The organism is Pseudomonas sp. EL_65y_Pfl2_R95, from assembly GCF_963971045.1.
Taxonomy (GTDB): domain Bacteria; phylum Pseudomonadota; class Gammaproteobacteria; order Pseudomonadales; family Pseudomonadaceae; genus Aquipseudomonas.
This window is the reverse complement of the sequence record NZ_CAXAOV010000001.1, coordinates 1531197-1551050: the sequence shown is the minus strand read 5'-3', so window position 1 is coordinate 1551050 and position 19854 is coordinate 1531197. Positions and strand designations below refer to the sequence as shown.

Annotated in this window: 16 protein-coding genes and 1 riboswitch; of the genes, 10 read left to right on the top strand and 6 right to left on the bottom strand. The window is 54.5% G+C overall.

Going from position 1 to position 19854, the window contains the following annotated elements:
- Nucleotides 1-12 precede the first annotated feature (12 nt).
- The 4 genes from AACY09_RS07270 (at nucleotide 13) to AACY09_RS07255 (ending at nucleotide 5281) form a co-directional block, all read left to right on the top strand.
- A complete protein-coding gene (locus AACY09_RS07270; protein WP_339486943.1) occupies nucleotides 13-1770 on the top strand; it encodes a carbamoyltransferase family protein in 1758 nt (585 codons plus the stop codon).
- Entirely contained in the window at nucleotides 1754-2890 is a 1137-nt protein-coding gene (locus AACY09_RS07265) for a glycosyltransferase (protein ID WP_339487101.1), read from the top strand. The genes AACY09_RS07270 and AACY09_RS07265 overlap by 17 nt, the downstream gene beginning before the upstream one ends.
- 277 nt (nucleotides 2891-3167) lie before the next feature.
- A complete protein-coding gene (locus tag AACY09_RS07260) occupies nucleotides 3168-4037 on the top strand; it encodes a glycosyltransferase family 2 protein (RefSeq protein ID WP_339486941.1) in 870 nt (289 codons plus the stop codon).
- A complete protein-coding gene (locus tag AACY09_RS07255) occupies nucleotides 3947-5281 on the top strand; it encodes an O-antigen ligase family protein (protein WP_339486939.1) in 1335 nt (444 codons plus the stop codon). The genes AACY09_RS07260 and AACY09_RS07255 overlap by 91 nt, the downstream gene beginning before the upstream one ends.
- Nucleotides 5282-5291: 10 nt before the next feature.
- On the opposite strand, the gene AACY09_RS07250 is transcribed toward AACY09_RS07255, so the two are convergent.
- Entirely contained in the window at nucleotides 5292-5828 is a 537-nt protein-coding gene (locus AACY09_RS07250) for a toluene tolerance protein (protein WP_445323778.1), read from the bottom strand.
- Between the two features lie 206 nt (nucleotides 5829-6034).
- On the opposite strand from AACY09_RS07250, the gene msbA reads away from it, so the two are divergent.
- The 4 genes from msbA (at nucleotide 6035) to AACY09_RS07230 (ending at nucleotide 11928) form a co-directional block, all read left to right on the top strand.
- The gene (msbA, locus tag AACY09_RS07245) at nucleotides 6035-7822 is read left to right on the top strand and encodes a lipid A export permease/ATP-binding protein MsbA (RefSeq protein ID WP_339486938.1); all 1788 of its coding nucleotides are present in this window, start codon (nucleotides 6035-6037) and stop codon (nucleotides 7820-7822) included.
- A gap of 39 nt (nucleotides 7823-7861) precedes the next feature.
- Entirely contained in the window at nucleotides 7862-9283 is a 1422-nt protein-coding gene (gene hldE, locus AACY09_RS07240; RefSeq protein ID WP_339486937.1) for a bifunctional D-glycero-beta-D-manno-heptose-7-phosphate kinase/D-glycero-beta-D-manno-heptose 1-phosphate adenylyltransferase HldE, read from the top strand.
- Between the two features lie 121 nt (nucleotides 9284-9404).
- A complete protein-coding gene (locus tag AACY09_RS07235; protein ID WP_339486936.1) occupies nucleotides 9405-10688 on the top strand; it encodes an acyl-CoA dehydrogenase family protein in 1284 nt (427 codons plus the stop codon).
- Between the two features lie 34 nt (nucleotides 10689-10722).
- A complete protein-coding gene (locus AACY09_RS07230) occupies nucleotides 10723-11928 on the top strand; it encodes an acyl-CoA dehydrogenase family protein (protein ID WP_339486935.1) in 1206 nt (401 codons plus the stop codon).
- Between the two features lie 10 nt (nucleotides 11929-11938).
- On the opposite strand, the gene AACY09_RS07225 is transcribed toward AACY09_RS07230, so the two are convergent.
- From AACY09_RS07225 to AACY09_RS07210, 4 genes are all read right to left on the bottom strand, one after another.
- Nucleotides 11939-12898, bottom strand: coding sequence for a metal ABC transporter ATPase (locus tag AACY09_RS07225; protein WP_339486934.1), 960 nt, complete (start codon nucleotides 12896-12898; stop codon nucleotides 11939-11941).
- A 120-nt stretch (nucleotides 12899-13018) separates the two neighbouring features.
- On the bottom strand, nucleotides 13019-13831 hold the full coding sequence (locus tag AACY09_RS07220) for an aldo/keto reductase (protein WP_339487098.1): 813 nt from the start codon (nucleotides 13829-13831) through the stop codon (nucleotides 13019-13021).
- Entirely contained in the window at nucleotides 13828-15000 is a 1173-nt protein-coding gene (locus AACY09_RS07215) for an NAD(P)/FAD-dependent oxidoreductase (protein WP_339486933.1), read from the bottom strand. The genes AACY09_RS07220 and AACY09_RS07215 overlap by 4 nt, the downstream gene beginning before the upstream one ends.
- 120 nt (nucleotides 15001-15120) lie before the next feature.
- A complete protein-coding gene (locus AACY09_RS07210; RefSeq protein ID WP_339486932.1) occupies nucleotides 15121-15453 on the bottom strand; it encodes a DMT family transporter in 333 nt (110 codons plus the stop codon).
- 86 nt (nucleotides 15454-15539) lie between these two features.
- Between AACY09_RS07210 and AACY09_RS07205 the strand changes: the two genes are divergently transcribed.
- A complete protein-coding gene (locus tag AACY09_RS07205) occupies nucleotides 15540-16424 on the top strand; it encodes a LysR family transcriptional regulator (RefSeq protein WP_339486931.1) in 885 nt (294 codons plus the stop codon).
- A gap of 61 nt (nucleotides 16425-16485) precedes the next feature.
- A complete protein-coding gene (waaA, locus tag AACY09_RS07200; RefSeq protein ID WP_339486929.1) occupies nucleotides 16486-17775 on the top strand; it encodes a lipid IV(A) 3-deoxy-D-manno-octulosonic acid transferase in 1290 nt (429 codons plus the stop codon).
- A gap of 61 nt (nucleotides 17776-17836) precedes the next feature.
- On the opposite strand, the gene AACY09_RS07195 is transcribed toward waaA, so the two are convergent.
- Nucleotides 17837-19282, bottom strand: a complete 1446-nt coding sequence (locus tag AACY09_RS07195) for a TolC family outer membrane protein (RefSeq protein WP_339486928.1) — start codon at nucleotides 19280-19282, stop codon at nucleotides 17837-17839.
- Nucleotides 19283-19716: 434 nt separating this feature from the next.
- A riboswitch (TPP riboswitch) is annotated at nucleotides 19717-19823 on the top strand.
- Nucleotides 19824-19854: the final 31 nt, after the last annotated feature.

The following is a 19854-nucleotide window of genomic DNA, read 5'->3' as shown; positions in this document are numbered from 1 at the left end:
GAGGTTTATCCTGTGGCACTGACGATTCTTGGATTATCTGGCGCGCTGAGCCATGACCCATCTGCAGCACTGTATATCGACGGTAAGTTGATCGCGGCGGCTGAAGAAGAGCGCTTTGTGCGTGATAAGCATGCAAAAAACCGCATGCCCTACGAGTCAGCCAAGTTCTGCCTGGAGCAGGCGGGTATCAAGCCGTCTGATGTCGATGTCGTAGCCATCCCGTTTGCGCCGATCAGCATTTTTGACAAAGCACGCTGGCACTATGCTAAGCGTTACTGGTACGCCCCGGACCGTGCTCTGGACGCCATCCTCACCGGTAACCGCCGGTACAAACGCTACCGCAACAAAATCAAATGGTGTTTGGAGCAACTTGGGTTTGACTTGAAGAAGGTCAAGATCGAATCTGTCGAGCATCATTTGGCCCACGCATCCAGTGCCTATCATTGCTCCGGCTTTACCGAAAAGACCGCGATCCTTGGTATCGATGGCAAGGGCGAATACGCCACCACTTTCTTTGGCTATGGCGAGAACGGCAAGATTCACAAGATCAAGGAATTCTACGATCCGGATTCGCTTGGCGGTCTCTATGGGGCGATGACTGAGTTCCTCGGTTTTGAAATGCTTGATGGCGAATTCAAAGTCATGGGCATGGCGCCTTACGGCGATGCGTCCAAGTATGATTTGTCGCGCCTGGCCTCATTCGAAAACGGCGAGCTGGTGATCAACACCGAATACGCCAACGTCATCGGCCTGCGTCGCTATAAAGAAAACGGCAAAGGCTTTTACTTCACGCAAAAGTTGATCGACTGGCTCGGTCCTAAGCGTGAAGGTGACATCGCCGATGATCCGTACATCCACTATGCCGCCAGCATTCAAGCGCTGTTTGAAAAGCTCGCCCTGCAAATGATGGATTACTACTTGGGCGACATCATCAAGGAAACTGGCAAGATCGCTTATGCGGGTGGCAGTGCCTTGAACGTCAAGCTCAACCAGAAAATCATCGCTCGCCCGGAGGTCAAGGAGTTGTTCGTCCAGCCTGCCGCCGGTGATGCGGGTACTGCAGTGGGTGCGGCGGCTTATATATCGACCCAGCGCGGTGTGCCTGTGGAGAAGATGGAGCACGTTTACCTCGGCCCGTCGTTCTCCAACGAAGATGTGATTGCAGCCTGCGCGCGCCACCCGAGCAAGCCGATATTCAAGCAGATCGACAATATGCCGCAGCGTATTGCCAAAATCATGGTCGACGGTAACCCGGTTGCCTGGTTCCAAGGCCGCATGGAGTTCGGCCCGCGTGCGTTGGGTGGTCGTTCTATCGTTGGCTGCCCGAGTATCCCGGGAGTGGCAAACCGGATTAACGAACAGATCAAGTTCCGTGAGCGTTGGCGCCCATTCTGCCCATCCATGCTCGACACCGTCGGCGCGCAGATGCTCAAGGTCGATCATCCATCGCCGTTTATGACCTTCACCTTTGAAGTCAATGAAGAGTGGAAAACCCGCGTGTCCGAAGTGGTTCACGAAGACGGCACCTCGCGGGCCCAAGTGCTTAAGCGTGAGTACAATCCGCGGTACTACGACATGATGAAAGAGCTTGAAAATCTCACTGGCAACGGCGTTTCGCTGAACACCTCACTTAACCGCCGGGGTGAGGCGATGATCTGCTCGCCAACCGATGCGCTCAATATGTTTTATGGCTCGGATCTGCAGTATCTGATCATGGAAGATATTCTGGTGGTTAAAGATGGCGTGGACAGCTATGACACGCTTGCCTGAACGTTATGTTCTGCAGTTTTGCCACGGTTATGACGGGCCTTTCCTGGATTGCGCCCGTCAGTACGCAAGCTTGTTTGCCGGTACGGATTACAAGGTTGTGACTGTGTTTTTGACCGGCGCTGCTGATTCAGCGGTCGCCGAAGGCTGTGCTTCCGATGAAGTGCTGTTTCTCGAGCGCAGTTCTAAGTCAGTGCGCGGGCTCAAATTGGCAGCCATCAAGCAGTTTCGTAAGATTGCTGCTTCACGGAACTTCAGCTTTTGTATTGCGCACCGAGCCAAGCCTATTTACATCGCTTTGTTGGCAACTGACCTACCCGTTATAGGCGTGCACCACGCGTTTAATGATTACCAGCGCAAATCGCGCCGCGTGTTTGCAAATCTATTTCGCAAGCGCCTGAGCTTGCTTGCAGTATCTGATGCGGTTCGTGATGATATTCGAAGATACCTTCCTGGCTGGCCAGAGCAGCGTATTCAGACCTTATACAACCGCATAGATATTAGTGCACTGCAAGCTCAGCAGCTCTCACGTGAAGCGGCCCGTGCAGAATTAAATCTGCCAAATAATGCTTGGGTCGTGGCGAATGTCGGACGTCTGCATCCGGACAAAGACCAAGCGACACTGTTGCGCGGGTTCGCTTTGGCTTTGCCGCAATTACCCAGCGATGCCGAGCTGGTTATATTGGGTAGAGGACGCCTTGAGCAATCGCTAAAGGATCTTGCCCGCGAGTTGGGTATTGCCTCGCAAGTCCGTTTTGTCGGCCAAGTGGCGAATGCCAAACGCTTGTTCAAGGCATTTGATGTTTTTGTCCTGAGCTCAGACTTTGAGCCGTTTGGAATGGTCTTGCTTGAGGCGATGGTCGCAGGCGTGCCGCTGCTGGCAACAAATTGTGGTGGGGCTACAGAAGTGGTTGAAGGTGTTGGCTTGCTATTCCCGCTGGGGAATGCCGACTTACTTGGTGAAGGTTTGCAATCCTTGGCTCAACTCGATGAATCGCAGAAACGCGTCTGTGCGGACCTGATGCTTGAGCGACTGCAGCAGCGATTCTCCGACCAGGCAGTGCGTGAAACCTTCTGGAACCTTGCGCAAGTAAGCTCGGAGGCTAGATGCTCAGTTACCTGAACAGGCGGTGTGAAGTCTACAGGCTCTATGCTGTTGCCACTGTACACATCAGCCCATCGCCCATGTCCGCCGGTAATAAAATTGCCCAGAGGAGACGTAATTCGCTTTTTGTGGTGAGAGGCCTCGAGCAGACGCTTGATCAAGGTTTGAGCTGTAAGCATGCTAGCCAGTCAGTGACGAGTAATCCCGTGCCTACGGGATGGGTGTCGCCGCTCAGCACTAAACGTTTTGGGCTGTTTAGCCGATGACGCAGTCTGTTAATCCGCAGGATGATTCTATGCAGTGGCCTTTGGTCTCAGTTTTAGTGCCATGTTACAACCATGAGAAATACATAGAAGAGAGCCTGCTAAGTATTTTGCAGCACGACTACGACAATATTGAGTTGATCGTCGTCAATGATGGCTCAACGGATGGCAGTGCCGATGTGATCAATGGGCTGCGGCAACGATACGACTTTCAGTTTTACTCACAAAGCAATCAAGGAGTAAGCGCCGCACTGAACAACGCGCTAGCGCATGCGCGGGGTGAATTTATTGTTACCCATGACTCAGACGACATAATGCTACCCGGCAAGCTGCGCTACCAGGTGGGTTATTTGCTCGAAAACCCTGACGTAGGTTGCGTGGGTGCCCGTGCGATCATGGTTAATTCAAAAGGCGAGCAGTGTAAGGCGCCTAAGGTAAAAACGCAGAAGATTAAACGTTTCGATTTTTCCGAGTTACTCGAGCTCGCATTCGCCGTTGGTGGGCCTGTGGCGGTTTATCGACGTGAAGCGATTGATAGGGCGGGTGGCTACGATCCCGCTATCAAAATTCAAGATTTCCAAATAACTTTGAAAATTGCCCATCTAGGTTATCGGGTTGATATGCTTCCGGGGTTCGTGATGTTATATCGACGTCACGATACAAACATTTCCAAGACCGCTTACAAAAGCCAGCTTGATTATGACATGGCTGTTATTGACGCTTATCAGGACCATGCGGGCTATGCCTCTGCAAAGGTTAGCGTGATTAATAAGGCGCTAAAGGAGGCAGTGGTTGATGACCCTGCGTTCGCTTGGAAGCTTTTCAAGGGCCTACCGATTCACAAATGGAATCTGGTTACCTGGAAGCGGTTTCGTCGTTTCTTAACCAAACGGTTTTTTTAAGTGGCGGCCTAATCGCCCGACCTTATTGCCTTTGTGTGCGGATATTTAGTGTGATTCATCAATTTAAAAGTACCTGTAAAGAACTGAGTTTCGCCGGGATTTTGTTAGGGTTAGGCATATTTTGGAGTGTAGTAGGGGTCATTTTTACCCCTACTATGAAGCTGTATAACCAAATTCTTATTGCGCTGGTTTATCTTCCGAGCCTTTATCTGCTGTGTCGGTATCCCCAGCACTTGGTGGCTTTATTTTGCTCATCAAAAGCGCTGTGGTTTCTGGCTGTGATTGTGGGATGGGCCTTACTCTCCCTAAGCTGGAGTCATGGCGTTGAGCGCCTAGGGGTTGCGATTAAACGCGAGCTACTGTTCACGATGTTGATCGTGGCGGGCGTATTCTGTGTGCGCAAGTATCCGGAGCTCGTGCGTCCGACGCTCGTCTTGCTGGGTGTCATTGCAAGCCTTTACTCTCTGCTTGCACTGTGTCTAGGCGATGCATTTGGCCCAGGACGCATCAATGGCTTTGGTGGCTTCCTGGATAACCCCAACTCTGCGGGTTACACCATCGCATTCATGATGGTTCTGGCATCAGCTACGTGGCCTGCAAAGTTAAGTTGGCGCATGGTCTTTATCGCCATGCAATTGTGTTCCTTAGCCTATGTGATCTCTACCGGAAGTCGGGGTGCGCTGCTTTCACTGGCTGCAGCCTGTTTCATCTTCACCATGGTTGGTGAACAAACCGCTAGACGCCTAACGGCCCTCGGCTCGTTGGTGGTAGTGGTTATTGCGGTAATCGCGCTGGACCCCCAGTTGGTTGCACGCGGTGATTCGTATCGCCTTAAACTCATTATGGATGGGCTTGAAGTTGCGAAACAGAATCTGTGGTTTGGCTTGGGGATGGGCACAGAGTACGGGGTAACGGCGGGCGCAGCCGTGCTTCAGCATTGCCATAACTTTATTGTCGATACGCTTATTCAATATGGCGTGGTCGGGGTCGTGCTTTGGGCGGCGATGTGGCTCTACATAGGCTGGCTTGCCTGGTGTATGCGCAAGGGTCCATTGGGTGCAGTCCCGCTCCTGACTTGGATTTTTGCCTCGGTGGCATTGCAGTTCGACGTATTTGTCCTGTTTGGGCGTTCGCGGGCAGTATGGCTTGAGGTATGGATACCCTTGATATTGATCGCGGGCCTGGAAGCCAACCAGACTGATGCGTTCAAGTCGTCCCGTGCGCCTGTACAAAAAATCACCTGACAACTGCTGCTCAGGACTTTATGGCTGCTGAATCGCGAATAACCCGGCTTTGCAGTTCGGCGAAAGGGAAAGTGTCGAGCAAGTTTTCGCGTTGTAGGTAACTGCTGAAGTGCAGCAGATTGCGCCTTCTTAGCGAATCAGGAAGCGCGCGGCGATAAATACGCATGTCGGAAATATCGATGAGTCCGAGCCCGCCTGTTGCGCATTCCACGATGTTGCCCAAATGCAGTGATCTGAAGTACACGCCCTTGTCATGCAGCAGGCGTATAAACTGCGCTAGTTGTTCGATGCGGCTCTGCCAATTGAAGCCTGTTTCAGCACTGACACCGCGCAGTGTTTTGCCCTGCAGTGGATCATAGTGCACGGCTCTGAAGCGGCTATCAGGAAGGAGGTAGTGCTGCAGAGGGGTCAGGGTCGCAATATTCTTGCGTTTTAATGCTTCGGCGTTATCAATAAAGCGTTGGGAGTAGGGAACAAGCAAGGCAGACGAAACCAAGCGTTTACGTCGAAAAACCTTTATAAAGCGGCCATCTTCCAGCAAAAACACCTTTGGCCCGTATGTATCGGACTCTAGGATTTTGGCGTTTGCGACCATTTTCACGAATTGCTCATCGCTAATTCGCGTTTTAGGGATCGACATGTAAATCCTCATTTTGATCAGTTACAAGCCCAAGCAAATAGCTAGGTTATTGCCATTGTTCTGGTTTTGCCTGTGTTAAAATTCAAACTTTGCCACGACAGCCTGAGACAACAATGAAAGCTGCGCCAAAAGACGACTCGCCGTCGAGTTTGAAAGTTTACCTGCGATTATTGACGTATGTGCTGCCGTATTGGGGTGTCTTCGCCGTCAGTATTATCGGCTTTGTGCTGTTCGCGTCCAGTCAGCCGATGCTCGCGCATATGTTGAAACTCTTTCTTGATGGTCTTCAACATCCCGAAGGCGCAATGCTACTTGGGGTTTCAGTCATTCTCGGCGTGCCGATTCTAATTGTACTCATTGCCCTCTATCAGGGTATAGGTTCATTTCTGGGCAACTACTATTTGGCCAAAGTTGCCCGTGGTGTCGTACACGATTTGCGCTGCGCACTGTTCGATAATTTGCTACTGCTGCCTAATCGCTATTTTGATAACAATAATTCAGGCCACCTGATTTCACGTATCACCTACAACGTGACTATGGTGACAGGTGCTGCCACGGACGCGATCAAAGTCGTGATTCGCGAAGGGTTGTCGGTGATATTCCTGTTCGGTTACCTGCTGTATATGAACTGGAAACTGACCATGGTGTTGTTGGTCATCATGCCGTTCATCGGGGTTATGGTCTCCAGTGCAAGCAAAAAATTCCGCAAGCAAAGCAAGAAAATCCAGGACGCCATGGGCGATGTCACCCACGTAGCATCCGAAACCATTCAAGGGTATAGAGTGGTTCGCAGCTTCGGCGGTGAAGCCTATGAGCAGAAGCGTTTCCACGCTGCTAGTGCCGATAATATGGATCGCAGTCTCAGAATGACGCGCACCCAAGCGATCTATACCCCCATGTTGCAGTTGGTGATCTACATCGGCATGGCATTTCTGATGTATCTGGTTTTGTATATGCGCGGCGATGCATCTGCGGGTGACTTGGTGGCTTACATTACAGCGGCCGGCTTGTTGCCTAAGCCAATTCGTCAGCTTTCTGAGGTCAGTGCGACGATTCAGAAAGGCTTGGCTGCTGCTGACAGCATCTTTGCACAACTCGATGAGCCCGTTGAGGTCGACAAGGGCACTGTCGAGAAAGAGCGGTTAACCGGCGAGCTTGAAGTACGTAATCTGAATTTTCAGTATCCGGGTACGGACAAAGCCGTACTGGCCGATATCAATTTCTCAGCCAAACCTGGGCAAATGATCGCCTTGGTTGGGCGGTCGGGCAGTGGTAAGTCGACGTTGGCCAATCTGATTCCGCGCTTCTACCACCATGAAAGCGGTCAGATTCTGCTCGATGGCGTCGATGTGGAAGATTACAAACTGCGCAACCTGCGTCGTCATATTGCCTTGGTGACCCAGCAGACCACGCTATTTAATGACACGGTGGCCAACAACATCGCCTATGGTGATTTAGCAGACGCGCCCCGTGAGGACATTGAAAAGGCAGTAGAAGCGGCGTACGCCAAGGAATTTGTCGATAAACTCCCGAAAGGGCTCGACACCGAGGTTGGCGAAAATGGCGTGCTGCTTTCTGGTGGTCAGCGCCAGCGCCTGGCAATTGCCCGCGCCTTGCTCAAGGACTCTCCGGTGCTGGTGCTCGATGAGGCCACTTCTGCGCTGGATACTGAATCTGAGCGGCATATTCAGGCAGCACTTGATCGGGTGATGAAAGGGCGTACAACCCTGGTGATTGCTCACCGCTTATCGACGATTGAAAAAGCAGACCTTATTCTGGTCATGGATCAGGGACAGATTGTTGAGCGGGGCACCCATGCCGAGCTCTTGGCATTGAACGGTTATTACGCACGTTTGCATGCCATGGGTCTGGATGAAAACGCACCGTTTGATCACGCCTGATAAACTACTCGACCGCCACCCAAGGCCCTCGGAGTTCACATGAAGTTGTCCATGCCACGTTTTGAACAAGCCCCGGTTTTAGTCGTGGGCGATGTCATGCTCGACCGTTACTGGCATGGCGGTACTTCGCGGATATCGCCCGAAGCGCCGGTGCCGGTGGTCAAGGTGGATCAAATTGAAGATCGTCCAGGCGGCGCCGCCAACGTGGCCTTGAACATCGCTGCACTGGGCGCTCCAGCCACGCTGATCGGCGTGACCGGTGAAGATGAAGCGGCTGACAGCCTAAGCGACAGCCTGCGCTGCGTAGGCGTCAAAACCTGTTTTCAGCGAATTGACGATCAGCCAACCATCGTCAAGTTGCGCGTCATGAGCCGTCATCAGCAATTGCTGCGCATGGACTTTGAAGAGCCGTTCAACACCGATGCTGATGCCTTGGCCAAAGATGTCGAATCGTTGCTCGGTGGGGTTAAGGTGCTGGTTTTATCTGACTATGGCAAAGGTGCGTTGAAGAACCATCAAGCCTTGGTTCAGCTCGCGCGTAAGCGTGGTATTCCGGTGTTAGCTGACCCTAAGGGCAAAGATTTTTCGATTTACCGTGGTGCAAGCCTTATCACGCCGAACCTCAGTGAGTTTGAGGCCATTGTGGGTATCTGCACCGACGAGGCGCAGTTGGTCAGCAAAGGCGCCAAATTGATGGAAGAACTTGAATTGGGTGCGTTGCTGGTAACCCGTGGCGAACACGGCATGACTTTGTTACGTCCGCAGTTCGCGCCGCTGCACCTGCCTGCCCGGGCCCGTGAAGTGTTCGATGTCACGGGTGCTGGCGATACAGTTATTTCAACCTTGGCGGCCTCAATTGCGGCGGGAGAAGAACTGCCACAAGCGGTGGCACTGGCAAACCTGGCGGCTGGCATTGTTGTTGGCAAGCTGGGAACGGCGGCGATCAGCGCGCCGGAGCTGCGCCGTGCGGTCCAGCGTGAGCAAGGCTCTGAACGCGGCGTAATGACGCCTGATCAATTGCTGGTGGCGATTGAAGATGCCCGCGCCCATGGCGAAAAAATAGTGTTCACCAACGGCTGTTTTGACATCCTCCATGCCGGTCACGTGACTTATCTGGAGCAGGCTCGTGCACAGGGCGAACGTCTGGTGCTGGCAGTAAATGACGATGCCTCAGTCAGTCGCTTGAAAGGCCCAGGTCGGCCGATCAATTCCGTTGACCGACGCATGGCTGTACTGGCCGGACTTGGTGCGGTTGACTGGGTGGTGAGCTTCACCGAGGACACCCCGGAGAACCTGCTCAAACTGGTCCAACCCGATGTTCTGGTCAAAGGCGGCGACTACTCAATAGACAAAGTAGTCGGCGCGGATATCGTCACAGCTTATGGCGGTGAAGTGAAAGTGCTGGGCTTGGTCGAAAATAGCTCGACTACGGCCATCGTCGACAAAATCCGCAACCGTTAACCCTCTTATACCCTGGCCACTGGCTTTATCGCCGCTGGCCAGCGGCTGTTCGGTCATGGCCGGGCTCCAAGCCTGACCCCATCATCTTCGGCATCTTTAATCGCTCAGGGAGCGAGATGCCATGCCTTCGACAGTCAACGGTCATGCCCTGACCTTGCTCAATCGTTTTGCGCAGGCCGATTGGCCCGACTACCTGAAAGTGCGTAAACCCTTCGAAAACTTGGTGTGCAGCGGCGCGCGCTCGGGATTCAAAATCGCTGCGCGGCGCTCCAGCAGGGCGCAGCCCGCTTTGGCTTTGGCGGACTCCAGCGCGCTATTCGATCTGTCACTGTCAGATGAACAGAAGATGCTGGTCGAGATGCTTGAGCGTTTCGCCAGCGAAGTCTTGCGCAAAGAAGCGTGCGCGGCTGACGAGCAGGCAACTGTTACTGCGCAACTGCATACACAAATGGCGGAACTGGGCTTGGTGCATTATGCCGTCAGCGAGCTTCACGGTGGCTTGGCTGGCGAGCGCACGGTGCTCACGAACGCCTTGATGGCTGAGACATTGGCCAAGGGTGACATGTCACTCGCTGCGAGCATGTTGCTACCGTTGTCCGGCGCTAACTGTGTCCGCCGATGGGGTTCGGCTCGGCAACAGGCGCAGTGGTTGCCGCGGTTTCTCAGTGAAACTGATCGGCCCGAAATGGCGATTGCGGTCAATGAACCGCAGACGCTGTTTAACCCGTTGAAGCTCGCGACCCGTGCCAAGCGCAAGACCAGGCACTATGTGCTCAATGGGGAAAAATGCTTGGTGGTCGGCGGTCTTGCGGCCAGTCATTTTATCGTTGCTGCGAATACGGCTGATGGGCCCGCTTTGTTTATTGTCGATGCTCTGAGCAAGGGCCTGGAGCGTAAAGCTGATCCGGCAATGGGGTTGAAGGCAACCGGAACCTGCCGGATGCGATTAAGTGCTGTGAAGGTGCCGCTTGAGGCGCGACTCAGTGCTGATGACTTTAACTACCGCAGCTTTCTCGATTATTCCGAGCTGGCTTGGTGCGCATTGGCGGTGGGTACTGCCCAAGCGGCCTTGGATTATGTCATCCCCTACTGTAACGAGCGAATCGCCTTTGCCGAGCCGATCAGTCATCGTCAAGGCGTGGCATTTATGATCGCCGACATGGCCATCGAGATTGATGCCATGCGCCTGATGATCTGGAATGCATGCTCCTTGGCTGAACGCGGAAAACCTTTTCAGCGAGCCAGCTATTTAAGCCATCTGCTCTGCGCGGAGAAGACCATGAAAATTGCAACCGATGCAGTGCAGTTGCTGGGTGGCCATGGTTTCACCAAAGATCATCCGGTAGAGCGCTGGTACCGGGATATTCGGGCGCTCGCAGTGATTAAAGGCGGCTTGCAGCTTTAGTCGGCAGCGGCCAAAGCGGCCTCAAGGAGTGATCATGAATCTGGATACCCCCAAAAAATTCAAGGGCCTGGTGAGCCATGCCCAGCAAGTTGCCGAGCTTTACTACCGACCTATTTCGCGTAAGTACGACAAATCTGAACACAGCTACCCCCGGGAGTTGGAGCTGCTCGCCGGCTTGATTGACAGTATGAATGACGGCTCGCCTGAGGCGGTTGGGGCGATCTCCGCGAGTAAAAATAGCCAAAGTGAGGCTGATCAGGGCATCAAAAACGGCGGCAACATGGCGGCTTTACTTGGCATCATGGAGCTGTGTTGGGGTGATGTTGGTTTGTTGCTGGCGATGCCACGCCAGGGGTTGGGGAATGCGGCCATTGCTGCGGTGGCTAATCCTGAACAACTTGAGCGCTTCAAGGGCGTATGGGCTGCAATGGCGATTACTGAACCGGGTTGCGGCTCTGACTCCGCTGCAATTCGCACCACTGCTGTTAAGACCGGTGACGACTACCTGCTGAATGGCGAGAAGATTTTCGTCACTTCAGGTGATCGCGCCGATGCCGTGGTGGTCTGGGCCACAGTTGATAAGTCCCTCGGGCGGGCAGCAATCAAATCATTTGTGGTTGAGCATGGCACGCCGGGCATGAGCGTAACGCGCTTGGAGAAAAAACTTGGAATCAAGGCCTCAGACACTGCCTCCATCAGTTTCACGGATTGTCGGGTGCCTGCGAGCAATATGCTTGGCCAGGCTGAGGTCGATGTCGAAAATGGTTTCGCCGGGGTGATGGAAACCTTTGATAACACCCGGCCATTGGTGGCGGGCATGGCGATTGGCGTGGCCAAAGCGTCCCTTGACCGCACGCGAGATTTACTCAAGGACAGCTTCAAGCTTGATTACGCTACACCGCTGCTAAGTGTCAGCCATGCCCAGGCAACGCTCTACCGGCTGGAGGCTGAATGGCAAGCGGCGCGTTTGTTGACCCTTAAAGCCGCCTGGATGGCAGATAATCGGATTGCAAACTCGAAGGAAGCCTCTATCGCCAAGGCTAAAGCCGGGCGAGTGGCAAATGAAGTGACTTTGAAGTGCGTCGAGTTGGTCGGGGCTTTGGGTTACGGTGAGGACGAGCTGTTGGAAAAATGGGCGCGCGACTCAAAAATTCTAGACATCTTTGAGGGCACCCAGCAGATCCAGTTACTGATTATCGCGCGGCGCTTACTGGGTAAGACATCCTCTGAGTTGAAGTAGTCCAGCGGCGTCAGGCATGGCTCGCGGCTTTAAGTGGTGGGCTCGGCGGTCTGGGCGATGCGGCTTTAGATGGCTGCTTGGGTTTTGCAGGCACTTGCAGCGCTTGCTGTTGTACCCAGTCTTTCCAGCTTATGTGCGAGTCTCGAACCACCCAGCCATCCTGAGGCGCGAAGCTCTCTGCTAGCCAGACGCCGCGAGTCGCTGCGACTTTTAGTGCGCCTTTGTGCAATGTAAATAGCTCGCCGGTAGGGCGGCCTTGGTCAAGTGGCAGCAAAAACAGATCGGGGCGGGTGCGTTGCAGGCGCGCAACGAGCTTGCCGTTTTCAAGGCATTCATCAACGTGGAATAGGCTCAGCTGTTTAGCCTCTTTGGGCAGTTCCAGACTGAGGTCGTAAACCAGCTGTAATGAAGCTGTTGGCACGTGTACATAAGCACGGGGCCGCTCAAGCAGGGTCAAATTTCCACATTGCACGGGGCGCGCAGCGCCTGACAGAGGGCTTAAGCGGAAGTTGACTGCTTCGCGATAATGCAGGGTGCCTTGATAGGGGGCAGGCAGCCAAGTGTCACCAAATCGACCACTTAACCAGCCTTCCGGGGTTTCCAATAAGCACTCTTCAGCGACTTCCTGGATGGCGGTGAGCAAGGGTAAGTTGAGTTCATGGGCAGGGACATAACCGGAGATGAGCTTGAGGACAACATCGCCGCGGTCAAGACGGCGTTGGCGGACCAACACCCAGTATTCACGGCCTTGCCAGTTCAGGGTCAGGCGAACTGAAACGCCAAGATTAGCCAGTTGAACAGAGAAGCATTGAGGGTCAGTAATCGCTATATCGGTTCGGCGCTGAAGCATTTCCTCGAAGTTTAGCGGCCAACCGTAGCCTTGGTAGGTCAGGCCGTCGGGAGTGGCTTCTACACGCAATGGCAGGGTTTGAAATTTGCCAGGATCTTTGCTGATTAAGGTGCGCGACATCTCAACTCCTCTACGGCTCACTAAATCAAAATTTAGCTGGTGCGGTGGATGATGGCTTCAGACGCTAGAGCCTGCCACAACTTCAGTGTCGCTTAAGCAGTGAACTGGCCAGCAAGTGTTTCAGGTGATGTCTCGAATAACGGCTGCTGCGCTTGCGACGTTAGCGGTTAAATGTTGCGGATTAATGGTGCCGATAATGGCACTTGAAACGGCCTGATGGGCAAATATCAATTCAAAACTGGCGCGGATTGGGTCCTCGCCAGGTGCCAGGCACAGGTGACCGCTGGCCAACGCTTTCTTGATCAAAATGCCCTTGCCGTGCTGCTGTGCGTAATCCAGTACCGGCAACTCGCCTTGTTGATTGAGGTTATAGGTGACCATGGCGCAATCGCCATCCTCTAGCGCTAACAGACCGCCGTCTACCGTTTTACCCGATAAGCCAAAACCACGGATCTTGCCTTCATGTTTTAACTCGATCAGCGTTTGATAAACACCGCTGTTGCTAAGCACCGACACGTCGTTGCCATCTGAGTGGACCAGCACCATATCAATGTAGTCGGTCTCCAAGCGCTTCAGGCTGCGTTCCACTGACATTCGGGTGTGTGCTGGGCTGAAGTCAAAATACGAGAGGCCGTTTTCAAATTCTTCACCGACCTTGCTGACAATCACCCAGTTTTGGCGTTGGCCGCGCAATAATGGACCTAGGCGGGTTTCACTAGTGCCATAAGCCGGGGCGGTGTCGATCAGGTTGATGCCCAAATCCTGGCTCAGGGCGAGGAGGTTACGCACACTGGCATCATCGGGAATAGTGAAGCCATTGGGGTATTTTACCCCTTGGTCGCGGCCAACCTTAACGGTGCCTAAACCCAGCGGAGAGACTAATAGTCCCGTTGAGCCAAGTGGGCGATGCAAGCCATGCAGGGTTTGGCTCAAAACACGCTCTCCCATATCGGCTCCGCCACTGCAGGGCGAGGCAGATCGGGTAATTCAGACGCTGCGCCCGGCGTGATCCCATCGCGCTTAAGTGTTGCCAGAACGCGGTCGGCAAAGTCGGGGGCAAGGGCCAACTTTGTTGGCCAGCCAACCAGCAAGCTGCCAGCATCCGTTAAAAAGGCATTATCGGGGCGCACCAGACCGGATTGCGCGGGCTCCGCACGGTCAACGCGCAGGGTTGCCCACTGCGCGTTGGAGAGGTCAACCCAAGGCAGTAAGTCGCCCAATTCTTTTTGCGCGGCTTTTATCTGCGCGTCAGAGTCGCGGTCCATAGCGTCGCCTTCTGCGATATCGCCACCCAGATACCAAACCCATTGGCCGTCAGCGGCCGGATGCGTGGTAACCGTAACCCGCGGCTTTGGACCACCACCCAAGCAGTGCGCGTAGAGCGGTTTCAAGGTCGGTCCTTTGACTAAAACCATATGCAGCGGGCGCAACTGTTGTTTCGGCTGGCTGATGTCAAGCGTTTGCAGCAGCTGTGCATTGCCGCTGCCAGCGCTGAGCACAATTCGTTGTGCCCGAATGTCACGGCCATCAACGCACAGACCGCTTAATTTGCCGGCTTCGAATAACGGCTCGATGCGTTGCCCTGCCAGCAAGCTATCACCCGCCAATACGGCGAGGCGTTTGATCAGGCTGGGCACATCCAGCACCAGTTCGGCGAGGCGGTAAACCTTGCCTTTGAATTTTGCATGCTGCAGCGCCGGCGGCAGTTGATCGCCTTTTACCTGATCGACACGGCCGCGCACGGCCTTGCTGGCAAAAAAACTGGTGAGGTTACCGGCAATTGTGCCGGGTGACCAAAGGTAGTGGGCATCAGAGAGTAAGCCGACGCCGCTGAGATCGAGTTCGCCGTTACCCGCCAGCGCTTCGCGCCAGCGCCTCGGCATATCGGCAATCGCTTCCGAGGCCCCGGTGAGCGCACCGTGCAGGGCATACTTAGCGCCGCCGTGGATGATCCCTTGTGATTTAACACTCTGGCCGCCCCCTAAGGTGGCGCTCTCAACCAGGATGGTGGCGAAACCTTCTTTGCGCAAACGTGCATTCAGCCATAGGCCGGCAATACCGCCGCCAATGATTAGAACGTCTGTGCTTAGAGTGGTGGGCATGCGCGCGTCTCATCTAAAAAGTCAGACGCCCAGTATAACCTGCCTGCTGGATTCAGCTCGCCGAGTGGCGTCGAAAACCTGGGTTGGCCTCTAGTTAGTAGACGCGGCAAAACGTCACGCTTAGTGGGCTGTGGTTTGGGAAAACAGCTGAATAACCATGACGCCCGCGACAATCAGGCCCATGCCAAGCATGGCTGGCAGGTCTAGACGTTGTTGATAAATAAAGGTGGCGGCAATGCTCACCAGAACAATTCCCAGCCCAGCCCAGACCGCATAGGCGACGCCGACTGGTATGGTCTTGACCACCAGGCTGAGCATCCAGAAGGAGATCGCATACCCAACGATAACCAAAATCAGCGGTAGAGGCTTGCTCAGTCCGCTGATGGCTTTCATGGATGTTGTAGCGATGACTTCCGCGGTCACTGCAATCGCTAAGTAAAGGTATCCGCTCATAATAGGTGTCTCCTCGGCAATGCAGGCTATTCTAGTTGTTTAATTGATGGGATAAAGTGATTACCTGCCTGTATAGGAGATAGGTTGTGCAGTGGAGTCTTGAGCAAATCCGCCTATTTGTCAGTGTGGCTGAAGGGCGATCGTTTTCTGCTGTTGCGCGGCAGTTGAACCGGGTTCAGTCCGCCGTCAGCAGTTCGATCGCAATGCTCGAAGCGGACCTTGGGGTGTTGTTGTTTGAGCGCAGTAGTGGTCGCCAGCCGCGATTGACCGAAGCGGGCGCTGCGCTGTTGGAAGAAGCGCGCGAGGTGCTGCGCCAATGCCAGCATTTAGAGAGCAGAGCGCTGGGGTTGGTGCGGGGGGAGGAGTTGCGCCTGCGCTTGGCTTTGGATGAGGCGATGCCATATCAGCCTGTGCTCGACAGTCTTGAGGCCTTATCAACGGCTTATCCTCTACTTGAGGTTCAACTGGCCAGCGGTGCACAGGGTGAGGTTGCGCGAAAACTGTTGGGTCGCCGGGCAGACCTGGGCCTGCTGTTTCACCATGAGCAAATGCCCGACGCACTGGAGCGACAACGTTTAGGCACGATTGAAATGGTGACCGTTTGTGGTGCCGGGCATCCGCTTGCGGGACTCAAGCCCATTGACCGGCGTGAGCTGGCCCGGCATCGGCAACTCTTGATGGTGCTGCAAGACAGTCATTACCCGGGTGGTGAACAAATCAGTCCTGCGGTGTGGCGCACTGACAGTTTTTACGCCATGGCTGAATTATTGATGCGCAACTTGGGCTGGGCGTGGTTGCCACGGCATGTGGTGCAGTACCCGACCTATCAAAACCACCTAGTGGAGTTGGTGACTGACTGGACGCCACCTTCACTTGTAGTTGAACTGGTGTGGCGTCGTGATGAGACATTGGGCCCCGCAGCCCGTTGGCTGGCGGACCGCTTCGCCGAGCATTTGCGTGCAATCGGCTGATCGGGCAATTGGCCTCTGATAAGCTGACGCCCAATCATCAAGACCGTTAAGCCGAGAGCTTATGAATCGATTGCTATACACCCTGCTGTTTCACCTTGGTTTGCCAGTGGTTGCTGTGCGTCTGGCACTGCGCGCGCGCAAGGCATCTGCCTATGCGGCGCGAATTGGTGAGCGCTTTTCCTTTGGCTTGCCAGCGTTTAAACCGGGAGGAATCTGGGTACATGCGGTTTCGGTCGGCGAGAGCATTGCGGCGGCGCCAATGATCCGTGAGCTGATGGCGCGCTACCCTGATTTGCCGATTACCATCACCTGCATGACACCCACTGGCTCGGAGCGTATTCAGGCAATGTTCGGTGGCGCTGAATACCAAGGTCGGGTGCAGCATTGTTATTTGGCCTACGACCTGCCTTGGGCGGCGTCGCGCTTTTTAGAGCGGGTTCAGCCCAAGCTTGCGGTCATCATGGAGACCGAGTTGTGGCCCAATCACATCAATCAATGTGCAAAGCGTGGTATTCCGGTGGCGCTGGCCAATGCACGTCTATCCGAGCGATCGGCGCGAGGTTATGCAAGGTTTTCCAAGCTGACCGGACCAATGTTGGCGCAAATGAGCCTGATCGCCGCGCAAACTCCGGTTGAGGCTGAGCGTTTTCGCCGCTTGGGCGCACGTGATGAATGTGTGCAAGTAACCGGCTCGATCAAGTTTGATCTGACTGTCGACCCTGCATTACTTGAGCGTGCACATGCGCTACGCGAAAAATGGTCAGCGCTCGAGCGTCCCGTATGGATCGCCGCCAGTACCCATGAGGGAGAGGACCAGCAAGTAATTGCTGCCCATCGTCGCCTATTACAGCAATGGCCTGATGCTCTGTTGATACTGGTGCCGCGTCACCCTGAGCGTTTTAATGCGGTGTTTGAGCAAATCAAAGCCGCTGGGTTGCGGGTGCAGCGCCGCTCCACTGGAGGACCGGTTACCGTCGAGCATCAGGTATTACTTGGCGACACCATGGGCGAGTTGTTATTTCTTTACGCGCTGGCCGATGTTGCATTTGTCGGCGGCAGCTTGGTTGCCAATGGCGGGCATAACTTGCTGGAGCCGGCTGCGTTGAGTAAGCCGGTATTGAGTGGGCCGCATTTATTCAACTTCCTCGAAATTGCCAATCAGTTGCGTGAGGCGGGCGCCTTGCTGGAAGTGAATGACGCGGGGGCGTTGGCCCAGGAGGTGGCTCAGCTGTGGCAAATACCGCAGCAAGCAGCGGCCATGCGTGCAGCCGGCCTGGCGGTAATGCGGGCCAATCAAGGTGCGCTAGAGCGGTTGTTGGCAGCGCTGGGGCTATTGATCAAGGCAGGCTGATTATTTCTCAGTGCCAATAAAAACCCGACATCGAGTCGGGTTTTTATCTGGCGCGGCAAACTTAGTAGTTTGGGTTACCCTTCATCTGCTGTTCAGCCGCTGCAGCCAGATCCGGCGGCAGGAAATCCTTGTCCGGGTTGTAGTCTGGCTTCAGGTAGGTGTCCAGCGCTTCCAAGTCACCTGGGCTCAAGGTGCCGGCAGCCTGTTTCAAGCGCAGATTGTTGAGGATGTAGTCGTAACGGGCATCGTTATAAGTACGCACTGAGCTGTACAACTGGCGCTGGGCATCCAGCACGTCGACGATGTTGCGGGTACCCACCTGATAACCAATTTCGGTGGCTTCAAGTGCGCTCTGGTTGGAGACGATCGACTGTTTGCGCGCCTTTACGGTTTCAACATCGGTATTCACTGCGCGGTGCAGGTTGCGCGTATCTTGGACCACCTGACGGCGCAGGCTTTCGCGTTGCTGCTCGGTTTGGTCCAGGCGCTGGTAGGCCTCACGTACTTGTGAGCTGGTCAGGCCACCGCTGTAGATTGGGATGTTCAACTGCAGGCCAATCGAGCTTTGCTCAACATCGCCACTGTAAGGGGGGATGCCGGTGTTCAGACCGCTGTTGGTAAAGCCCAGGCTGTCGTTGTCACCTTTCTTGTAGCTGGCCACAGCATCGAGGGTAGGTGCGTGACCGGCTTTGCGCTGGCTGAGGGTTTCTTTCGCAGCATCAACAGCATAGTTACTGGCCAACAGGTTGAGATTCTGAGCGGCTGCCGTATCGACCCATGCCTTGGCATCATTAGGTGTTGGCGCCAAGATCGGCAGCGTGTGACGCATGCCTTCAAGGGCTGGGTAGTCGCGGTTGGTCAAAGTGGTCAGGGCCTGAAAGGCATCATCAACCTGACGCTCAGCAATAATCCGGTTCGCGCGAGCGGTGTCGAAGCCTGCCTGCGCCTCAAGCACATCGGTTTTATCCGATAGGCCGACATCGAAGCGTTCGTTGGACTGATCCAATTGGCGCTTGAATGCAGCTTCCTCAGCTTTGGTCGAGGCCAGGTTATCTTGCGCGCGAAGCACATTGAAATAACTCTCGGCGCTTTGCAGAATCAGGTTTTGCTCGGTGGCTGAGAGATCCAGCGAGGCTTGTTCGCTTGTGGCTTCAGCAGCTTGCAACTGGAACCAACGGTCTGCCCGGAACAGGGGCTGGCTCAGGTTAGCCTGATAAACCGTGCCACTGCGATTAGCGGTATAAGACGGTGAGTCGAGCTTGGTGCGGGTGTCGGCAAGCTCTGCGCCACCTGACAAGTTAGGCAGCAACCCGGCGCGTGCCTGGGGCACGATTTCGCGACGTGCTTGATAGTCAGCACGAGCTGCGGCGATATCGGCGTTATTCTGCGCCGCTTCCCGATACACGGAGATCAGGTCGTTCATTGCGGTGGTCGGAGCTTGTGCAGCCCAAGCTTGACCGGTTATCGCAGAGGTAACGGCGACAGCCAGAGAAAGTCTACGCAACATTAGGGCGTGTTCCTAGAATTAGCGGTAATCGACAAGGCTAAGCGTCACTGCCAAGAGGGTCAAGGCTGACAATTAGCGTCATGAGTGTAGTTTGCAACAAGCTATGTTGCGTACCCGCAACAATCCACAACTTAATATTACTACTGTTGAGTTTAATATCTCTCATGTTACCGCGTCACGAATAGATCGGGCCAACACAATTGGGCCATTTTCAGAGTGCCAAGCAGTTCGATTGGGTTATAGCTACCGGGGGCTAAACGCTGATAGCTTTTTGCCGTCTGGGACATGCCCGTCTGGGACATGCCCGTCTGGGACATGCCCGTCTTGGGACATGCCCGTCTTGGGACATGCCCGTCCGGGTCGTAAACCGACGCGTGGGTCAGCTTATTTTGACTTGTGGGTTGGTTTTCCCAACCGTGCTGATTAGAATGGCGATGTTCTTGTCGGGGTGCCCTAATTGAGGGGCTGAGATTGGCTATTGCCGGATCCCGTTGAACCTGATCAGGTTAAGGCCTGCGTAGGGAACAAGATGTCCTCGCCACTGCCTCGGCGAGTCTTCTCTGCACCGCTCC